We start from the raw sequence: 19,453 nt of genomic DNA on the forward strand, positions 1-19,453 counted from the left end.
CATGCGCATCCCCTGCCCTTACTGCGGATCACGTGATGCTTCGGAATTTTCCTATTCCGGCGACGCCACGCTGACGCGGCCCGCGCCCGACAGTACCGATGCCATGTTCGATTACGTCTATCTGCGCGACAATCCCGTCGGCGTGCACCAGGAACATTGGTATCACACCGCCGGTTGCCATGCCTGGGTGAAGGTGACGCGCAACGTCTCCACGCATGAAGTGATCGACGCCGTGCTGGCTCATGATGAGGCCGAATCATGAGCATCTCGCGTCGCCTTGCCTCCGGCGGATTGATTGATCGCTCCAAGCCGATCAGCTTCAGTTTCGACGGCAAGACCTATGGTGGTTATGCCGGCGATACGCTGGCTTCTGCGCTGCTCGCCAATGACACGATGCTGGTCGGCCGCTCGTTCAAATATCACCGCCCGCGTGGCATCTTCTCGGCCGGACCGGAAGAGCCGAATGCGCTGGTAACGTTGCGCTCGGGCGCGCGCGCCGAACCGAATACCAAGGCCACCACGGTCGAGCTGTTTGACGGCCTAGCCGCATCGAGCCAGAATTGCTGGCCGTCGCCGAATTTCGATCTGCGCGCCGTGCATCAGCTCGCCGGGCCGCTGCTCAATGCCGGCTTCTACTACAAGACCTTCATGTGGCCAGCGGCATTCTGGGAGAAATTCTACGAACCCGCCATCCGCGCCTCGGCCGGGTTAGGTGCGCTGAGCGGTCTCGACGATCCCGACACGTATGAGAAGACCCACGCCTTCTGCGATCTGCTGGTGATCGGCGCCGGCCCGGCGGGCCTTGCCGCAGCGCTCGCCGCGGGCCGTGCCGGCGCGCGGGTCGTCCTGGCCGAAGAGGACTTCGTGCTTGGCGGAAGGTTGCTCAGCGATACCGCACAGATCGATGGCGTCTCGGCGGCCTCATGGGCAGCGCTGACGGAAGCCGAACTCGGTACGCTGCCGAATGTCCGCATCCTCAAGCGTACCGCCGTGTTCGGCGCCTATGACGGCGAATACGGCGCCATCGAGCGCGTCAGCGATCATCTGCCGGTGCCGCCGCCTTTCGCGCCGCGCCAGCGGCTGTGGAAAATCGTTGCGAGACAATGCGTACTCGCCGCCGGCGCCGCTGAACGCCCGCTGGTGTTTCCCGGCAATGACCGGCCAGCCATCATGCTGGCCTCGGCATTGCGCATCTATGCCAACCGCTTCGGCGTCACGCCGGGCCAGTGCATCGCTATCTTCACGACATCGGACGATGGCTGGCGCAGCGCATTCGAGCTGCAGAAGGCCGGTGCGGAGATTGCCGTGGTGGTCGACGCCCGCGCGGAGGTCGCGCCCGAGGTGCGCAAGTTCGCCGGTAATGCGCCGCAGTTTCTCGGCGCGCATGTCTCGGACACGTCGGGCTATCGCAGGCTGACGAATATCGAGATCACAGATAGTACCGGCAAGACGCGCAGCGTTGCCGTGGACACGCTCGGTGTTTCCGGAGGCTGGTCGCCCAGCATCGGCATCGCCACGCATCTCGGCAGCAAGGGCAACTGGTCGGAGGAGCGATCGGCGTTTCTTTGCACAGACACGCCACCTGGCATGCAGATCGCCGGCGCCGCGGCCGCGCAATGGACGCTGGCAGACGCGTTACACCATGGTGCGCTCGCCGGTGCGAAAGCTGCCGCGCATGTCGGGCTTGGTCTGCAGACACAAAAGCCGATCATCGCCAGCGACGAGGCGTCCGGCAACAATCCGGTCTGGCTGTTCAAGGGATCACGCCGTAAGGCCTTCATCGATCTGCAGAACGACGTCACGGCGACGGACGTTGCCCTCGCCGCGCAGGAAGGTTTCCGCTCGGTCGAACAGCTCAAGCGCTACACGACGCTTGGTATGGCGACCGATCAGGGCAAGACATCCAACGTCAATGGGCTCGCGATCCTCGCCGGCGAGATCAGGAAGACCATCGCCGAGACCGGCGCCACGCGGGCACGCCCGCCGCATGTGCCGGTCGCCATCGGTGCTTTTGCGGGTCTCCACAGCGGCAAGCATTTCAAGCCGACGCGGCTGACGGCGAGCCACGCGGCTTCTGCAGCGTTGAACGCCACCTTCGTTGAAGCCGGCCAATGGATGCGTGCGCAATGGTTCAATGCGCCCGGCGAGACTGACTGGCTGCAAAGCGTCACCCGCGAGGTGAAGGCTGTGCGCTCCAGCGTCGGCATCTGCGATGTCTCGACACTCGGCAAGATCGCGCTGTGCGGATCGGATGTCGGCGCATTCCTCGACCGCGTCTATGTCAATACTTTCTCGACGCTGCCCATTGGCAAGGTGCGCTACGGCGTGATGCTGCGCGAAGACGGCTTCGTCATGGATGACGGCACCACCGCGCGTCTCGCCGCCGATCATTATGTGATGACCACCACCACGGTGAATGCCGGCAAGGTGATGCAGCATCTGGAATATTGCCATCAGGTGCTGTGGCCCGAACTCGACGTGCAGATGGTCTCGGTGACCGAGCAATGGGCGCAGATTGCCGTCGCCGGGCCGACGTCGCGCGAGCTGCTGCAGGCGCTGCTCGGCGACGCTTGCGACATCTCCAACGAAGCCTTTCCGTACATGGCCTGTGCCGAATTCCATGTCGGCAACATCCCGCTACGGCTGTTTCGCGTTTCATTCTCAGGTGAACTCGCTTACGAGATCGCCGCACCCGCGGGCTACGGCGAAGCGCTGTTCAATGCGCTGATGTCCGCCGGCAAGACGTTCGACGTCATGCCTTATGGCACCGAAGCGCTGTCCGTGATGCGCATCGAAAAAGGCCATGTCGCCGGTTCCGAACTCAACGGCCAGACCGTGGCGCGCGATCTCGGGCTCGGCCGGATGATGTCGGTGAAGAAGGATTATATCGGCCGCACCATGGCGGCGCGTGAGGCGCTGATCGATCCGGATCGGCCGACGCTGGTCGGCCTGCGCCCCGTCGATCGCAGTCAGCGTTTGCGTAATGGCACTTTGCTGTTCGCGCGCGGCGTGACGCCTGCACCGGACACCAATGCCGGCTTCATCACCTCAACGGCGTTCAGCCCAGGCAACAATCACTGGATCGGCCTTGGCCTGCTGGCGCGCGGACCGGAACGGCACGGCGAGATCATCCGCGCCTGGGACCCCGTACGCTCCGGCGATCTTGAACTCGAAGTCGTCGATCCCGTCTTTATCGATGCAGAAGGAGCGCGGCTGCGTGCTTGATCTCGCTCTTATCTCTGCCTTCGCTGAGTTGCGCTCCATGGGCGATGGCCGCGGTGTCATCGCACGCGAGCGTCGCGGCATCGCCATTGCCACCGTCATGGCGCGCAAAGGCCGCGGTGCCGCGCTCGCTGCTGCCGTCAAGGAACAGTTCGATATCAACCTGCCACTGGGACCGCACGGCTCCGGCAGCGATGCGACGTCATTTCTCGGCACCGGTCCGGGCCGCTGGCTGGTGACGCATGATGCGGGTAGGCCGCGTTTCGTCGATAGCCTTGCGCAGCAGCTCGATGGCCTCGCCTCCGTCGTCGATCAGTCCGACAGCGTTGGCCTGCTCCGGCTGTCGGGTCCGGCCCTGCTCGACGTGTTGGCCAAGGGCGTGGCCGTCGATCTCAGCGCAACGGCGTTTCCAGCCGGCAGCGTTGCGGTCACGCAGATCGCGCATATGGGCGTGACGCTGTGGAAGGTCGACGAGACGGCGACGATTCATATCGCAGCCGCACGCAGCATGGCCGGCAGTTTCCTGCACTGGCTGGAAGCGTCGGCGGCGGTGACAGGGCTGGTGGTGGACGCTTAAGCTCAGTAGCCGCGGCTACGGTCCACCGAATCCTTCGGCTGCACACCGGCCTGCACCGCCTCGGCGGTGGCGAGGATGGTGTCGCCGATGGCGGTCATGGTGACCTCGCAGGCATCATGCGGCGTCAGCACGATCTGCGGATGCGACCAGAACGGATGGTTCTTCGGCAGCGGTTCGGTGTGGAAGACATCGAGTGTCGCGCCGGAGAGTTGCCCGCTGGCGAGCGCATCGAGAATATCCTGCTCGACCGAATGCTCGCCGCGGCCAACCTGGATCAGATAACTGCCACGTGGCATCCTGGCGAACAGGTTCGCATCGAGGATGCCGCGGGTTTCCTCGGTGAGCGGCAGCAGGTTCACCAGCACCTCGGCGCCCGCGAGCATGGCATCGAGCCCGTCGCTACCATGAAATCCGGTCACACCCGGTGTCGTCGGCTTAGGCGAGCGACTCCAGACCCGGACGGGAAAACCAAGCATGGCGAGATCGGACGCGACACGCGCCCCGATGGCGCCGTAGCCGAGAATGCCGATCGGAACCTCGGACGGGCGACGACCTCCGCCGAGACGCTTCCACACGTGATCGCGCTGGTTCTGCAGATAGGTGCCGAACTGGCGCTGGTGATAGATCACGTTCCAGATCACGAAGCCCGACATCATCTGTGCCTGTGCCGGCTCGACCACGCGCACCACGTCGATGCCGTCGCGCAGGCTCGGACAGTTCAGGATGCTGTCGGCGCCGGCGCCGATCGAACAGGCCGCCTTGAGGTTCGGATAGTGATCGAACCCGTCAGCATGGGGATGCCAGCTCACCGCCATATCAACTTGGTCGGGATCCGTGCCGTCGAGATGATCGACAAACGTCACCATGCCGTCGAGCCGAGCGATTTCCTTGGTGAGGTATTTGCGCAGGTCGATGGTCCTGCTCAGGAATACGCAGGTCACGGGAAACGTCGGCATAGGATCAGGCGGCCTGGGATGGCGAACTCTGGCCGGGAACGGCGCCGAGCAATTCGCGGGTGTAGGGATGTTCCGGCGACGCGAACAATTGCGCCGTCGGCTTCAGCTCGACGATGACGCCGCGCTGCATCACGGCGATGCGATCACAGATCTGCGCGGCGACACGAAGGTCGTGCGTGATGAACAGCATCGACAGCCCAAGGCGCGCCTTGAGGTCTTCAAGCAGTTTCAACACCTGCGCCTGAACGGAGACGTCGAGCGCGGAGACGGCTTCGTCGGCGACGATGATCTCCGGATCCATCGCAAGCGCGCGGGCGATGCCAAGACGCTGGCGCTGGCCACCGGAGAATTCGTGCGGATAACGGTCGAGCGAGCCGGCATCGAGGCCGACCATCCCCAGCAGATCGCGCGCACGCTGCATCGCGACCTTGGGATCGGTGCCGCGGGCGATCGGGCCATCGGTGATGATCTGGCCGACCCGGCGACGCGGATTGAGCGAGGCGAACGGGTCCTGAAAGATCATCTGGATGCGGTGGCGCTGCGCGCGCAGCGCCTTGCCTTCAAGGGCCGTGAGATCGACATCGCCGATGCGCACGGTCCCGCGGTCGGCCTCGATCAGCCGCATCACCAGACGCGCCACTGACGACTTGCCCGAACCGGACTCGCCGACCAGACCGACGGTCTCGCCCTGCATGATGGAGAACGTGACTTCGTTCGCTGCCTGCACGCGGCGGTCCGGCTTGAACCAGCCGCCCGAGGTTACATAGGTCTTGTCGAGGCCGATGACTTCGACCGCCCGAGCATTTTCATCCAGCGGCGCGCGCACCGGCGGATGCATCGACGGCACGGCAGCCAGAAGCGCCTTGGTGTAATCGTGCTGCGGATTTTTGAAGACGGCGTCGATCGAGCCTTCTTCAACGATCTTGCCATGGCGCAAGACCACAACGCGGTCAGCGATATCGGCGACGACGCCGAAGTCATGGGTGATGAACATCACGGCCATGTTCCGGCTGCGCTGCAGGTTGCGGATCAGCTTGAGAATCTGCGCCTGGGTGGTGACGTCGAGTGCCGTCGTCGGCTCGTCGGCGACGAGCACCGATGGTTCGAGCGCAAGCGCCATGGCGATCATCGCGCGCTGGCGCTGGCCACCGGAGAGCTGGTGCGGATAGGCGCGGATGATGCGCTCGGGATCGGGCAGACCGACTTCCTTGGCGAGGCTGAGGGCCTTGGCGCGGCGCTCCTTCGGCGTCAAAAGATTATGCGCCTCGAACATCTCCATCATCTGCTCGCCAATCCGCATCAAGGGATTGAGCGCGGTCATCGGCTCCTGGAACACCATGGCGATGCCACGGCCGCGCACTTCGCGCCAGCCGCTTTCGTCGAGCTTCAGGAGATTCCGGCCCTCGAACAGAACTTCGCCCGTTTCGGTCGTCACCGTATCAGGCAACAGACCCATCAGCGCGTGCGCGCACATGGATTTGCCGGAGCCGGATTCGCCGACGACGCAGACGATCTCACCGGGAATGAGATCGATGGAGACGCCATCGACCGCATAGGGACGTTCGGCGCTCTTCGGCAGAGCGATCTTGAGGTTCTTGATCGAAACGGCAGGCGCGACGGTCATCAGCGGCTATCCTTCGCCAGGCGCGGGTTGAGCGCGTCGTTGAGACCTTCGCCAATCAGATTCATGCCAAGCACCGAGATCAGGATGGCGATGCCGGGGAATACGGTGATCCACCAGGCCTGACGGATTACCGTCCGGCCGGCGCCGACCATGTAGCCCCAGGACATCAGGTTGGGATCCCCGAGCCCCAGAAACGACAGCGAGGATTCCAGCAGGATCGCATTGGCCACCATCAGCGAGGCCAGCACGATCACTGGCGACAGTGCGTTCGGCAGAATTTCGCGCGAGATGATCCAGGTGTTGCTCTGGCCTGTCACGATGGCCGCCTGAACATATTCGCGCGTGCGCAGCGACAGCACCTCACCGCGCACGAGGCGCGCTACCGGCGGCCAGGAGACGATGGCGATGGAACCGACGATGGAGTAGATCGACGGCTGCAGGATCGCCACAAGCACGATAGCGAGCGGGAAGCTCGGAATGGTCTGGAAAAATTCGGTGAAGCGCATCAGCGCGTCATCGACCTTGCCGCCGAAGTAGCCGGCGATGGCGCCTACGGGCACGCCGATGGTCAGCGCCACCGTCGTGGACACCAGACCGACCAGCAGCGACACGCGCGCGCCGTAGATCAGGCCGGCGAACACATCGCGGCCGAGCGCATCGGTGCCGAGCGTCACCATCGGATTGGTGAAGGGCGGCAGGAACGGCCGCTGCACCATGCGCCAGGGTGAATTCGGGAAGATCATCTGGCCGAACAGCGCGATGAAGATCGCGATGAAAATGATGACCAGCCCGATCAAGCCGCCGGGGTTGCGCAGCATGGCTTTCCAGAACTTCTTCATGATGCAAACTCGATGCGCGGATCGACCAGCCGATAGACCAGGTCGGTGACAAGATTGAAGATCAGCACCATTGCCGAGCAGACCACGAACACGCCAAGCAGCAGGTTGTAGTCACGCTGCAAAAGCGCCTCATAGAGCAGGCGGCCGATGCCGGGCCATGCGAACACCGTCTCGGTGAGCACGGCGCCGCCAACCAGTGTGCCGGAGTGAACGCCGGCAAGTGTCACCACCGGCAGCAGCGCGTTGCGCAGCACGTGACGGCGCTGGATGATGTTGTCGCGCAGGCCCTTGGCGCGCGCGGTCTTGACGAAGTCGAGGCGCTTGACCTCAAGCATCGAAGCCCGCGTCATGCGCGTATAGGTCGCCATGAAGAACAGGCCGATGGTCATCGCCGGCATCACCAGGTGCAGGGCCACGTCCTTGACATGCGCCCATCCGGTATAGTTTCCGCCAATCGTCTCGTAGCCGAAACTCGGCAACCAGCCGAGATAGACCGAGAACAGCAGGATCGACATCAGCGCGACCCAGAAAATGGGCGTCGCATAGAACAACAGCGCCGAAACAGTGATGGCGGTGTCCGCCCACGTCCCCGCAAATCTTGCGGCCAGCGTGCCGAAAGTGATGCCGAGTAACAGCGATATGCCGAACGCCGTCAGCGTCAGCAGAAGCGTCGCCGGCAGACGCTCGGCGATCAGCTTCGCCACCGGCATCTGCTGGCGGAACGAGAAACCGAGGTCGAGGGTGACGACACCCTTCACGTAAATGAACAGCTGCTCGGGCAGCGGCTTGTCCAGTGAGAACTTTTCGCGCAGCTGCTGGACGAATTGCGCATCGCTGGCGCCGGCCTCGCCGGCCATCACCGCTGCGGGATCGCCGGGCGCAAGGCGGATCAGGAAGAAGTTCATCACGATGATCGCAAGCAGGACGAACACGCCCTTCACGATCCTCTGGGCAACGAATGACAGCATCAGAGGTCCATCGCATTCAGGTCAGAGTACACAAGGAAAACCCGTGACGATCGCAGGGATCGTCACGGGCATCAGGCTGAAAGCTTACTTGTCGATCCAGGCGTCGCGGAAGCCGTCATTGACGCCGATACCGGTCGTGATCAGATTCTTGATCTTGCAATTCGTGATAGTCGGGAACTGCAATTCAAGCTGCCAAGCCACAGGCACGTCTTCGACGAGAATCTTCTGGACCTTGTCGTAGATTTCCTTGCGCTTCGAATCCGGCGTTGCAACAGCGCCTTCTTCGAACAGCTTGTCGACCTCAGGATTGGAATATCCTTCGAGGTTGTTGAACAGCTGACCCTTCTGGATCGCGCTCGTCACGTAGTTGCGGCCAACGCCGAGCGCCGGATCGCCGTACTGGTAGAGATAGGTGAACGAGATGTCGTAATCCCATTCGCTGTTCTTCTGGTTCGAACCGGGCACGTCGGTCGCGATGGTCTCGATATTCATGCCGACGTCGACGAGGTTCTGCTTCACAGCTTCACCCCAGCGCGACCAGGTCTCGCCGTAAGGCAGCGGCATCAGGCGGATCTTCTCGCCCTTGTAGCCGGCTTCCTTCAGCAGCGCCTTGGCCTTGGCCGGATCGTAGGGGTATTTCGGCACGTTGTCGGTGTAGAACTTGATTGCCGACGAGGACGGGCCGGTGGCCACCTTGCCGAGACCGTTCCAGATCACGTCCTTGGCGAATTCACGGTCCACCGCATACATGATCGCCTGACGCACCTTCTTGTTCGCGAGCACAGGGTTGCGGTTGTTCAGCCACATCCAGGCCATCGGCGAGAAGAACTCCCAGCCGTCGCCGGTGACGCAGGTATTCGGCAGCTTGCTGACGCGCGGCACGTCGAAGTTCTCGATCGACCCCCCCGGCAGAACGTCGACCTTGCCGGTCTCGTAGGCCACCGAACGCGCAGCGGCGTCCGGAATGATCTGCCAGTAGATGCCGTCGATATAGGGCTTGCCCTTGACGTGATAGTTCGGGTTCTTCACCAGCTGGATGAACGAACCCTTTTTCCATTCCTTGAACATGAACGGGCCGGTACCGATCGGCGCGTTATTCGCCGGATTGGTCTTGACGTCCGTGCCTTCGTAGATGTGCTTTGGGATGATCGGCATCGAGCCGACTTCGAAGATGCCGATGAAGGGGCCAAAGGGCTGCTTCAGCGTGAAGACGACCGTGTAATCGTCCGGCGCTTCGACCTTGTCGAGCTGCACCAGGTTGTTGCGCGCACGGGCGTGGGTGACCTTCAGCGTCTCGATGGAGAACAGCACGTCGGCCGCGGTGAACGGCTTGCCGTCATGCCAGGTCACGCCCTGCTTGAGCTTGAAAGTGTAGGTCTTGGCATCCGGGCTGATGGTCCAGCTCTCGGCGAGACCGGGCTGCGGCTCCAGTGTCTTGCTGTAACGCAGCAGGCCTTCATAGATGTTGCCCGAGACCATCTGGGTCGGGCCGTTCTGAACGAGTGCGAGCATCAGGCCCGGCGGTTCAGGCTGGATCACCGCATTGATGGTACCGCCCAGTTTGGGCTCCTGCGCCATCGCGAGAGTGCTCACGCTGCTGAGCGCCAAAGCCAGTACGAGTTTCTTCAACATATCTTTCCCCTTAGTGCCTGCAGGCACGTAACCCAGATCAGTTGACGATGTGTAGCGGAAGCCGGATCAATTCTTGTAATCGGCGTCCGTGCGCTCGAGCATGCGCTTGAAGGCTTCCCACTCGCTGTCCGGCTTGCCGCCTTCGGTGCCATGCACCTTGTCGTAACCGCGGTCATACTGGCCGGCGGTGTGCGCGGCAATGGCGTGGGACGGACGAATGACTTCGGCTCCGGTTGAAAGGATAGCGAGCTGCGCGCGGCACGAACGCTCCATGTTGAACATCAGCTTGAAGGCTTCGCCAACCGAACGTCCGCAGGTCAGGAGGCCGTGATTGCGCAGGATCAGAACCATCTTGTCGCCGAGATCGGCCACCAGGCGCTCACGCTCGGACAGGTCCAGCGCGATACCTTCGAAGTCATGATAGGCGATGCGGTCGGTGAACTGCATCGACCACTGGTTCAGCGGCTGCAGACCATCCTTCAGGCAGGACACGGCGACGCCGGCAACCGTGTGCGTGTGCAGCACGCACTGCGCATCATGGCGGGCTGCGTGAACCGCGCTGTGAATGGTGAAGCCGGCTGGATTGATGCCGAGGCCGAGCGGATCGTCGACGACTTTACCGTCGACGTCCACGGTGACGAGGTTGCCTGCCGTCACTTCCTCGAAGCGCATGCCGTAGGGATTGATCAGGAAGCGGTCCTGCGTACCGGGGACGCGTACCGAAATATGCGTGTAAATGCTGTCATCGAGGCCGAGGCGATGGATCAGACGATAGGCCGCGGCGAGATCAATACGGACCTGCTTGGCAGCATCGAGGGTCGGCGTAATGTTTGCATGCATATTCACAGGCGCGGTTCCCGGCTTTTTTTAAGGTGCGGGCAGGAAACACAATCGCATGGCAGCTCGCAAGATTAAACTGTCGACAATCGACGATTAATTCTTGTACAGGGGAAGAAACGGGTCCCCCGCATGCGTTTGATTACCCCTCCAGTTGGTCTGACCGCCCTCGCCGACACCGATCTTGTCGGGCAGGTCGCGCGCATCCTGACCCAGGCCATCATCAACGGACAGTTGTTGCCCGGCGCCAAGGTCGTCGAGGCAGGCATCGCCCGCGAGCTTGGCATCAGCCGCGCCCCCGTCCGCGAAGCTGCACGGCTGCTCGAGCAACAGGGTCTGCTGGTCTCGCATCCGCGCCGCGGCTTCTTCGTACGCAAGCTCGAAGCGACGGATATCGACGAGATCTACGACCTGCGCATCTGCGTCGAATGTCATGCCGGCGTACTCGCCTCGAAGAACATGACGCCTGCCAATCGCGACATGCTGCGCCGACAGATCGACGTCATGCATGAGACTGCGGCGATCGACGATCATGCGCGGCAGATCGAGGAAGACTACAAATTTCACCGCATGATCTGCGAAATTGCCGGCAGCAAACGTCTGTTGCGATTGTTCGACGATCTCGCGTCGGAGCTGCGGATGACGATCGGCCTGATCGGCCGGCTCTATGACGATCCGCACCGTATTGCGCAGACCCATGAGGCGCTGCTCGAAGTCCTCGAACAGGGCCATCCCGATATCATCACCGCGCGGATCGACTATCACATCGGCGCTGCCTGGCGCGAAGTCGGCAAGCTGGTCCGCGAACTTCCCTCCTCAACGAATGGAGTCGCCACGTGAAGGCCGTTTATTCAGACAAGCATGCGAGCCACGATCCGCAGTTCTTTCTCGTGCGCGGCCAGATCCGCCGCACCACCGAACAACCGGAGCGCGCGGTGCGTCTGCTCAAGGGCCTGAACGACGGCAAGCACACCATCGTGGCGCCGACCGAGTTCGGCCAGGGCCCGCGCGCGCGGGTGCATTCGCCGGAATATCTGCGCTTTCTCGAAGGCGCCTGGGACGAATGGACGAAACTGCCGGATTACGGCCCGGAGATGATTGCCAACTTCCATCCGAACCGCGTCGCGGGCAGCTATCCGACCAGCATCATCGGTAAACTCGGCTGGCACACCGCAGACACCGCCTGCCCGATCGGTCCGGGTACATATGCGGGCGCCTGCGCCTCGACCGACGTTGCCGTCACCGCTGCTCAAATGGTGATGGACGGCGAGAGTGCCGTCTATGCACTCTGTCGCCCGCCCGGCCATCACTGCTATCGCGACATGGCCGGCGGCTTCTGCTTCATGAACAATTCGGCGATTGCCGCCGAACATCTCCGCACTAAACACGAACGTGTCGTCATTCTCGACGTCGACGTGCATCACGGCAACGGCACCCAGGGCATCTTCTATTCGCGCCCGGACGTGCTGACGGTGTCGATCCACGCCGATCCCGGCAACTACTACCCGTTCGTCTGGGGCTTCGCCGACGAAAAGGGTGAAGGGAATGGTTTGGGCACCAATCTCAACATCCCGCTTGCCCACGGCACCGGTGATGACGGCTTTATCGACGCACTCACTCTGGCCGAGAAGACCATCAAGGCCTTCGCTCCGACCGCACTGGTGCTCGCACTCGGCCTCGACGCGTCCGAGCAAGATCCTCTGGCAGCCCTGAAAGTTACCACCCCGGGCTTCAAACGCATCGGCGAAGCCGTTGCGCGCATGGGACTGCCCACCGTCCTCGTTCAGGAAGGCGGATATCTCTCCGACATCCTGGGCGCCAACCTCACCTCCACCCTCGCCGGCTTCGAAGCCGCGCGCTAACCAAACCACCAACAACACGAAACGCGATCAAACTCGAAGGACACGTTATGTCGACCAATGCAGAAATCTTCGCACGCCGCGAAGCCGCCGTTCCCCGCGGCATCGGCCATTCCACCCCGATCTCGGCGCAGCGCGCGCTGAATGCGGAAGTCTGGGACGTCGAAGGCAAGCGCTATGTCGACTTCGCCGGCGGCATCGCCGTGCTCAACACCGGCCACTGCCATCCGACCATCATGGCTGCCGTGCGCGAGCAGATGGAGAACTTCACCCACACCTGCTTCCAGGTGCTGCTGTACGAATCCTACGTGACCCTGGCCGAGCGCCTCAACAAGCTGGCGCCAATCGACGGCGCCACCAAGACCGCGTTCTTCACCACCGGCGCAGAAGCCACCGAGAACGCCATCAAGATGGCCCGTGCCGCCACCGGCCGCGCCGGCGTCATCGCCTTCACCGGCGGTTTCCATGGCCGCACCCACATGACCATGACCATGACCGGCAAGGTGTTCCCCTACAAGAAGGGCTTTGGCGGAGCCATGCCGGAAGTTTGGCACGTGCCGTTCCCAGCCGCGCCACTTGATGTCACCGTTGAGGAATCGCTCAAGTATCTTAGCTTCCTGTTCAAGGCCGACATCGATCCGGCCCGCGTCGCAGCGATCATCATCGAACCCGTGCAGGGCGAAGGCGGCTTCCACCAGGCGCCACCGGAATTGATGCGCGCGCTGCGCAAGATCTGCGACGAGAATGGTATCGTCTTCATCGCCGACGAAGTACAGACCGGCTATGGCCGCACCGGCAAGATGTTCGCGATGGAACATTACGACGTGATGCCCGACCTCATCACCGTGGCGAAGAGCCTGGCCGGCGGCTTCCCGCTGTCGGGTGTGATCGGCAAGGCGAAGATCATGGACGCCGCCGATCCGGGCGGCCTCGGCGGCACCTATGCCGGCAATCCGCTGGCGATTGCAGCAGCGATGGCCGTACTCGACGTGTTCGAGAAGGAGAAGCTGGTCGAGCGCGCCAACCACATCGGCGAGCGCATCACCACGCGCCTGAAGAAGATGCAGCAGCGTAACGATCTCGTGCCTATCGTTTCGATCCGCAATGTCGGCGCCATGATCGCCTTCGACATCGTCAAGGAGCGCGGCTCTGACGCACCGGATGCGGAGATGACCAAGAAGGTGACGCAGAAGGCCACCGAAGAAGGTCTGATCCTGCTGTCCTGCGGCGTCAACTTCAACACCATCCGCGTGCTGGTGCCACTGACGGCGCAGGACGAAATCCTCGACGAAGGCATGGAAAAGCTCGAACGCGCGCTGACTGCCTGAGCCCTCTCACAAAAAGGAAAAACAAAATGGCTCTCGATCCCACACTCCGCGACAAGATCATCGCCGCCGTCGACAAGGGCTTCGACGCCCAGGTCAAGTTCACCCAGGACATGGTTCGCCACGTCTCGACCCGCGGCAACGAACACACGATGCAGGACTTCATGTTCCGCGCCTTCAAGCAGCGCGGCTACAAGATGGAGCGCTTCGAGATGGACCGCGCTGCGCTCGGGCACCATCCTGGCGCCGGCGCCTGGGACGACTTGCATTCGACCGCACCGATCGTCGTCGCTACGCATTATCCCCGCGAGGAAAAAGGCCGTTCGCTGATTATGCAGGGCCATGTCGACGTGGTGCCGGAAGGCCCGCACGACATGTGGACCACGCCGCCCTACGATCCGGTGATCCAGGGCGACTGGATGCAGGGCCGCGGCGCCGGCGACATGAAGGCCGGCTGCGCCTCCAACATCTTCGCGCTCGACGCGCTGAAGAGCCTCGGCCTGCAGCCGGCGGCAACGGTCTATCTGCAGTCGGTGGTGGAAGAGGAGTCCACCGGCGACGGCGCCTTGATGACGCATCTGCGCGGCTACAAGGCCGATGCGGTGGTGGTGTCGGAGCCGTCGCATGAGACAATCACCCGCGCCAATATCGGCGTGGTCTGGTTCCAGGTCGAAGTCCGCGGCGTGCCGGTGCATGTGCAGCGTATGGGCACCGGCGCCAATGCCATCGACGGCGCCTATCGGATCATCGGTGAATTGCGCAAGCTGGAAGCCAAGTGGAATGCGACCAAGGACCAGCACAAGCACTTCAAGAATATCGAGAAGCCGGTCAACCTGAACATCGGCAAGATTGCCGGCGGCGACTGGGCGTCATCGGTCCCGGCCTGGTGCAAGGTGGACTTCCGCATCTCGCTGCTGCCCGGCAAGACGGCCGAAGCAGCGAAGAAGGAGATCACCGACTGCGTCGCCGCTTTCGCCCATCAGGATCCGTTCCTGTCGAACATCCCGCCGACCGTGACCTTCAATGGCTTCCAGGCCGAAGGTTACGAACTCAAGCCGGGTTCGGATGCAGAAGCCACGCTGGCAGCGGCGCATGAAGCGGTGTTCGGCCAGAAGCCGAAGCCGGAAATCTCGCTCGCCTATCTCGACAGCCGCGTCTATGCGCTGTTCGACAATGTGCCGACGTTGAACTACGGCTGCATCTCGCGCGGCGTCCACGGCTTCGACGAAGGCGTCAACCTGCCCTCGCTCAAGAAGACGACGACGGCACTGGCGCTGTTCATCGCCGAATGGTGCGGCGTGGAAGAGATCAAGGCTTAGTCACACAGGCTTCAGCCTGAAGACGAATGGGCGGCGGAGCAATCCGCCGCCTTTTTCATTTCCGCCAACTACAGATACCGCCGCTGCGGCACGGCCAGACTTGCACCCGCGTATCCGCCGCGTTGGCATCGAGCGGATTGCCGCGACGCGCGAGTTTCTTCTGGGCGGCGGCGCGCTGCGCCACGGGCTTCCCAGCCTGCCCACGCGCAACACGCGGCGCAGCCTTCACCGGATCAGCTTTCACATTCGTCTTTGCATCGGCCTTCACATCAGTCTTGGCCTGTATCTGCACCTGCTCAAACGACGCAGGCGGACCAAGCAGTTTTGGCGACAGTACGGCCCTTTGCAGGTCAAGCAGCAAGAACTCGCCGGGCTTGTAAGTATCAGCCTGCGCGGCGCCAAAACTCGCCAGCAGAGCAATACCGGTCAAAGCCGCAATCAGATGTCTCAAACTCATTTACGCCTCCTGAGGCCGGTTCCCGGCTTCTGGACTAACAATGTCCCTAACCTAAGCACAGATAACGCTGAATCCAGCCCTGTGTTTCCGCCGGAAGTGCCTGCAGCGCAGGCATTTCTGGCGGTAAGACTAACCACCTACGGCCCCCGTCTCTGATTGATCCATCACAATGCAACGCCGCGCTGCCGCGTAGACCCTCTGCTCGATCACATTTTTCAGCGGAGACCGCCATGACATCCGTCCAGCCCTATCCCGTCGTCAGCAATCTCATCGAACGCATTGGCGACTGGTTGATCCAGCGCCGCCAGCTCCACGAACTCGGTGCGCTGGACAGCGGCGAGTTCAAGCGCATGGCCCATGAGCTTGGCCTTGCGCCAAGCGATCTCGATGCGATCGTACGCAGAGGCGTGAACGGTGCGGAGGAGTTGCCGCAGCTGCTCCGTGCGCTCGGTTTTGACGAGACCGCCATTGCGAAGATCCGGCCGCCTGACATGATGGAGATGCGCCACGCCTGCACCAGTTGCGCGCACAAACGGGCCTGCGGCACCGACCTCGCGGCCAAGACGGCGGCGGCGAATTACGAGAACTATTGTGCCAATGCCAACGATATTGCACTGCTGGCCCGGGCTAGGGAGTAGATTATTCTCCAACCTCGCCGAAATTGCCCGAAAAGCCGGCCAGGTAAGCCTAATCGGTTAGGTTAAGATTTGGTTTAAGTTGCGACGAACCCGGGCTGCGATACCGTCAAACGCGTCGCGCAGTGGAGTCCGGAAGTCGCTTTCCAACTCCTAATTTCAATGCTCGGCACGGGACCGCCGTTATTACCTGCGTCGGCGGTCCCACCCCTTGGCAGACAATTCCGACCACACAATGCGTGATCGCAGCGCGTCACGCGACCTGCGTCATGTTGCGCCTGCGTGCGCCCGATAACGTGCAGAACAGCTGTGACACCTAGATATCGGCGAACACCTCGAGCAGATTTCCATCGGGATCGCGAAAGAACAGCGTGCGGTGTCCGAAGGATTGATCGGTCGGCGGTAACACAAGGTCGATACCTTTCCGCGCCAACTCCTTGGCACAGGCATCGACTTCCGCAGCGGAAACCTTAAAGGCAAGCTGAAGTGCTGCACCGCCAACCGGGACCGGATGATCCGACGCGGTGCGGCTTGGTATGGCCAGAGCTAACGTGTTGCAGCCGATGCGAAATTCTATCCAGCCGGACGACAGCACGCGCTGCAGCGAAAAGCCGAGCACCGTCTCGTAGAAGCGACGCATCGCGTCCATGTTACGGACGAAGATGACCGTGTAGTCGATGGCGCGAATGGCTTGAAAGGCTGACTTGGTGTCTGCACCCTGTTCATCCATCCCGGCTTCTCCATGCTCATCCGGCGAGATGATCTATCAGCATCAAGCCTCGCACAGCTGGCTGCGCATCTACAACTGCAGGGCAAATTGCGCATGCGCGTCACCGCAACGCAGCAGAAGTACGCGTTGCGAATGCTCGCAATTTAATCCGCGACACAGTGTTGCTGTGCGCAATCTTCCTTGACTTGCTCTCGCCGCACTTGGCAGTCTGACGTCACACAAAAAGCATCGGGCAACGACCCAGATGCACCTAGGGAGAGACACCATGGACTCATTTCTGAGACCGCTTGCGGCTGCGAGTATGATTGTTGCTGGCGCCCTTGCTTCCACTGCTCCGGCATCTGCCCAGCAAGCACCGATCAAGATCGGAATTCCGACTTCAGTCCAGCTGCAGGTCGGCCGCGACACCCAGAACGCCGCCAAGCTGGCGATCGAAGAGATCAATGCCAAGGGCGGGTTGCTCGGCCGCAAGCTCGAAATGGTTGTCGCCGACGAGACAGAGAATCCCGAACAGGGCATCGCTGCGATCAAGAAGCTCACGGCAGACGACAAAGTAAATGTGCTGATCGGCGGTTATACGTCAGGCGTGACGCTGGCCCAGCTGCCCCACATCTCCAACGCCAAGACGATCTATATCGGCGTCGGTGCTGCATCGCCGGCGATCACCGCCAAGGTGAAGTCCGACTACGATAATTACAAATACATCTTCCGCGCCTTCCCGATCAACGCCGCCCACCAGGCCCGCGCGCTGGTCGACTTCATCAACGGCAAGCTGAAGGGCGAAATGGGCCTGAAGAAGATCGCCATTGTCGGCGAGAACGCCAAATGGGTGCAGGATCTCGTTCCGATCCTGAAAAAGGGCGCAACCGACGGCGGCACCGACGTGACGCTGGCGGAATTCTTCGACACCTCGACCTCAGACTTCTCGCCGCTGTTCGCCAAAGTGAAGAATTCAGGTGCGCAGTATCTGATCGTCGTGCTTTCGCATGCCTCTTCGGACATCTTCGTCAAGCAGTGGCATGACGCGCAGGTGCCGATCCCGATCGGCGGCATCGACGTGAAGAGCCAGGACGCCGACTTCTTCACCCGCGTCAGCGGCAAGGCAAATGCCGAAACCGTCGGCATGTTCGCGATCCGCGCGCCGCTTACACCAAAGACCATTCCGTTCTGGGATGAATTCGTGAAGCGCTTCGGCACAGCGCCTGTCTATACAGGTATCGGCGCATATGACTCCGTCTACGTCTATGCAGACGCCGTCAAGCGCGCCAACTCCGTCGAACCCGATGCGGTCATTAAGGAGCTCGAAAAGACCGACCATGTCGGTATCGCGGGCAAACTTGTCTTCGACGAACTGCATGACGTGAAGACCGGGCCCGGCCTGCAGAACCTGCTGTTTGTGCAGTGGCAGAAGGATGGTGCACGTGTCGTGGTGTGGCCGAAGGAAGCCGCCACCGGCCCGATGATCGCTCCGCCCTGGATGAGCAACTGACCTGTTGATCGCGATTTTATGATCGCAGCGTAACCGCACGGCCGGCGATCCTTTCGCCGGCCGGAAAAAGGAAGGCGCGAACCTTCAGGCGTTCGCCTTCTTCTGTCCGGTCCTCAACAGCGGGTTCTCATGCTTCAGATTCTAATCTACGGCGCGGTCTCCAGCGCCATCTATGCGATGCTCGCCGTTGGTTTCACCCTGATCTTCGGCGTCGCTCGCATCCTCAATCTCGCCCATGGCTCGTTCTACGCACTCGGCGCCTACGCGGCCTATGTCCTCACCTCGCTGCTTGGCGTTCCGTTGTTCATCGCCGCTCCACTGGCGGTGCTGATCGTTGCCGGCTTCGGCGTGATGATGGAGCGATTTCTGGTGCGCCCGCTGCGCTCCTCACAGCTCGCCGTACTGATGATCACCCTCGCCGTCTCGCTCGCTGTCGAACAGGCGCTGTTCATCACCTTCGGATCCGAATATCGCAACGTTCCTTCTTTCGTGGCTGACAAGCTCTCGATCGGCGGCGTGGATATTTCCGGCCAACGCTTGCTGGCACTCGTTGCTGGCGTCCTCGTGCTGCTCGGCCTCTGGCTGTTCATCCAGCGCACCCGGCTCGGCGCCGCCATCCTCGCGGTGTCGCAAGATCCGGAAGCCGCGCAGTATATGGGCATCCCGACCAACCGCATCTTTTCCATCGTGATGGCGATCTCCGCCGGCACCGCGGCGCTGGCCGGCGTACTGGTGTCGCCGTTCCTCACGGTACAGCCGACCATGGGCCTGCTGCCGATGGTGAAGGCCTTTGCCATCGTCATCGTCGGCGGGCTTGGCTCGATCCCCGGCAGCATCATCGCGTCGTTGATCCTCGGCTATTCCGAGACCATCGTCGCCTATCTGATCTCGTCGTCATGGACCGAGCTGGTGTCGCTGGTCGCCGTCGTCATCACGCTGATGATACGGCCGTCGGGACTACTCGGGCGACGGGCGGCATTCTGA

The 19,453-nt window shown here is 62.1% G+C and carries 18 protein-coding genes; 10 read left to right on the forward strand and 8 right to left on the reverse strand.

Annotated elements, in window-relative coordinates:
- Window position 1 precedes the first annotated feature (1 nt).
- Genes CIW50_RS15200 through CIW50_RS15210 form a run of 3 tightly spaced genes read left to right on the forward strand, consistent with a single transcriptional unit; the run spans window position 2 to window position 3,799 of the window.
- A complete protein-coding gene (locus CIW50_RS15200; RefSeq protein ID WP_149532047.1) occupies window positions 2-262 on the forward strand; it encodes a sarcosine oxidase subunit delta in 261 nt (86 codons plus the stop codon).
- The gene (locus CIW50_RS15205; RefSeq protein ID WP_149532048.1) at window positions 259-3,225 is read left to right on the forward strand and encodes a sarcosine oxidase subunit alpha family protein; all 2,967 of its coding nucleotides are present in this window, start codon (window positions 259-261) and stop codon (window positions 3,223-3,225) included. The genes CIW50_RS15200 and CIW50_RS15205 overlap by 4 nt, the downstream gene beginning before the upstream one ends.
- Window positions 3,218-3,799 carry a sarcosine oxidase subunit gamma gene (locus CIW50_RS15210; RefSeq protein WP_172980339.1) on the forward strand — a complete coding sequence of 194 codons (582 nt, stop codon included), beginning with the start codon at window positions 3,218-3,220 and terminating at the stop codon, window positions 3,797-3,799. Before CIW50_RS15205 ends, CIW50_RS15210 begins: the two co-directional genes overlap by 8 nt.
- Window positions 3,800-3,801: 2 nt before the next feature.
- Here the strand turns inward: CIW50_RS15210 and CIW50_RS15215 are convergent, their stop codons facing one another.
- From CIW50_RS15215 to CIW50_RS15240, 6 genes are all read right to left on the reverse strand, one after another.
- A complete protein-coding gene (locus CIW50_RS15215) occupies window positions 3,802-4,755 on the reverse strand; it encodes a 2-hydroxyacid dehydrogenase (RefSeq protein ID WP_246664279.1) in 954 nt (317 codons plus the stop codon).
- Between the two features lie 4 nt (window positions 4,756-4,759).
- On the reverse strand, window positions 4,760-6,379 hold the full coding sequence (locus CIW50_RS15220; RefSeq protein ID WP_149532050.1) for an ABC transporter ATP-binding protein: 1,620 nt from the start codon (window positions 6,377-6,379) through the stop codon (window positions 4,760-4,762).
- Window positions 6,379-7,218 (reverse strand): ABC transporter permease, encoded by an 840-nt coding sequence (locus CIW50_RS15225; protein ID WP_149532051.1) that lies wholly within the window; start codon window positions 7,216-7,218, stop codon window positions 6,379-6,381. The genes CIW50_RS15220 and CIW50_RS15225 overlap by 1 nt, the downstream gene beginning before the upstream one ends.
- Window positions 7,215-8,186 carry an ABC transporter permease gene (locus CIW50_RS15230; RefSeq protein ID WP_149532052.1) on the reverse strand — a complete coding sequence of 324 codons (972 nt, stop codon included), beginning with the start codon at window positions 8,184-8,186 and terminating at the stop codon, window positions 7,215-7,217. The genes CIW50_RS15225 and CIW50_RS15230 overlap by 4 nt, the downstream gene beginning before the upstream one ends.
- 84 nt (window positions 8,187-8,270) lie before the next feature.
- Window positions 8,271-9,818, reverse strand: a complete 1,548-nt coding sequence (locus tag CIW50_RS15235) for an ABC transporter substrate-binding protein (RefSeq protein WP_149532053.1) — start codon at window positions 9,816-9,818, stop codon at window positions 8,271-8,273.
- Window positions 9,819-9,884: 66 nt separating this feature from the next.
- Window positions 9,885-10,658 (reverse strand): class II aldolase/adducin family protein, encoded by a 774-nt coding sequence (locus tag CIW50_RS15240; RefSeq protein WP_092139360.1) that lies wholly within the window; start codon window positions 10,656-10,658, stop codon window positions 9,885-9,887.
- A gap of 129 nt (window positions 10,659-10,787) precedes the next feature.
- Here CIW50_RS15240 and CIW50_RS15245 point away from each other — a divergent pair, with 129 nt between their 5' ends.
- The 4 genes from CIW50_RS15245 to CIW50_RS15260 are packed head-to-tail and all read left to right on the forward strand — an operon-like array spanning window position 10,788 to window position 15,158.
- Window positions 10,788-11,495, forward strand: coding sequence for a GntR family transcriptional regulator (locus CIW50_RS15245; protein ID WP_149532054.1), 708 nt, complete (start codon window positions 10,788-10,790; stop codon window positions 11,493-11,495).
- The gene (locus CIW50_RS15250; protein ID WP_149532055.1) at window positions 11,492-12,517 is read left to right on the forward strand and encodes a histone deacetylase family protein; all 1,026 of its coding nucleotides are present in this window, start codon (window positions 11,492-11,494) and stop codon (window positions 12,515-12,517) included. The genes CIW50_RS15245 and CIW50_RS15250 overlap by 4 nt, the downstream gene beginning before the upstream one ends.
- Before the next feature lie 47 nt (window positions 12,518-12,564).
- A complete protein-coding gene (gene gabT / locus CIW50_RS15255; RefSeq protein WP_149532056.1) occupies window positions 12,565-13,842 on the forward strand; it encodes a 4-aminobutyrate--2-oxoglutarate transaminase in 1,278 nt (425 codons plus the stop codon).
- A 26-nt stretch (window positions 13,843-13,868) separates the two neighbouring features.
- On the forward strand, window positions 13,869-15,158 hold the full coding sequence (locus CIW50_RS15260; RefSeq protein ID WP_149532057.1) for an ArgE/DapE family deacylase: 1,290 nt from the start codon (window positions 13,869-13,871) through the stop codon (window positions 15,156-15,158).
- Window positions 15,159-15,213: 55 nt separating this feature from the next.
- Here the strand turns inward: CIW50_RS15260 and CIW50_RS15265 are convergent, their stop codons facing one another.
- Window positions 15,214-15,615, reverse strand: a complete 402-nt coding sequence (locus tag CIW50_RS15265) for a hypothetical protein (RefSeq protein WP_149532058.1) — start codon at window positions 15,613-15,615, stop codon at window positions 15,214-15,216.
- A 230-nt stretch (window positions 15,616-15,845) separates the two neighbouring features.
- On the opposite strand from CIW50_RS15265, the gene CIW50_RS15270 reads away from it, so the two are divergent.
- Window positions 15,846-16,253, forward strand: a complete 408-nt coding sequence (locus tag CIW50_RS15270) for a hypothetical protein (protein WP_149532059.1) — start codon at window positions 15,846-15,848, stop codon at window positions 16,251-16,253.
- A 313-nt stretch (window positions 16,254-16,566) separates the two neighbouring features.
- Here CIW50_RS15270 and CIW50_RS15275 read toward each other — a convergent pair whose 3' ends face one another.
- On the reverse strand, window positions 16,567-16,980 hold the full coding sequence (locus CIW50_RS15275) for a VOC family protein (RefSeq protein WP_149532060.1): 414 nt from the start codon (window positions 16,978-16,980) through the stop codon (window positions 16,567-16,569).
- 265 nt (window positions 16,981-17,245) lie between these two features.
- Between CIW50_RS15275 and CIW50_RS15280 the strand changes: the two genes are divergently transcribed.
- Both CIW50_RS15280 and CIW50_RS15285 read left to right on the forward strand, forming a co-directional pair.
- A complete protein-coding gene (locus CIW50_RS15280) occupies window positions 17,246-18,469 on the forward strand; it encodes an ABC transporter substrate-binding protein (protein WP_149532061.1) in 1,224 nt (407 codons plus the stop codon).
- Window positions 18,470-18,598: 129 nt separating this feature from the next.
- Window positions 18,599-19,453 carry a branched-chain amino acid ABC transporter permease gene (locus tag CIW50_RS15285; RefSeq protein WP_149532062.1) on the forward strand — a complete coding sequence of 285 codons (855 nt, stop codon included), beginning with the start codon at window positions 18,599-18,601 and terminating at the stop codon, window positions 19,451-19,453.

The organism is Tardiphaga sp. P9-11 (assembly GCF_008329525.1).
Lineage (GTDB): Bacteria > Pseudomonadota > Alphaproteobacteria > Rhizobiales > Xanthobacteraceae > Tardiphaga.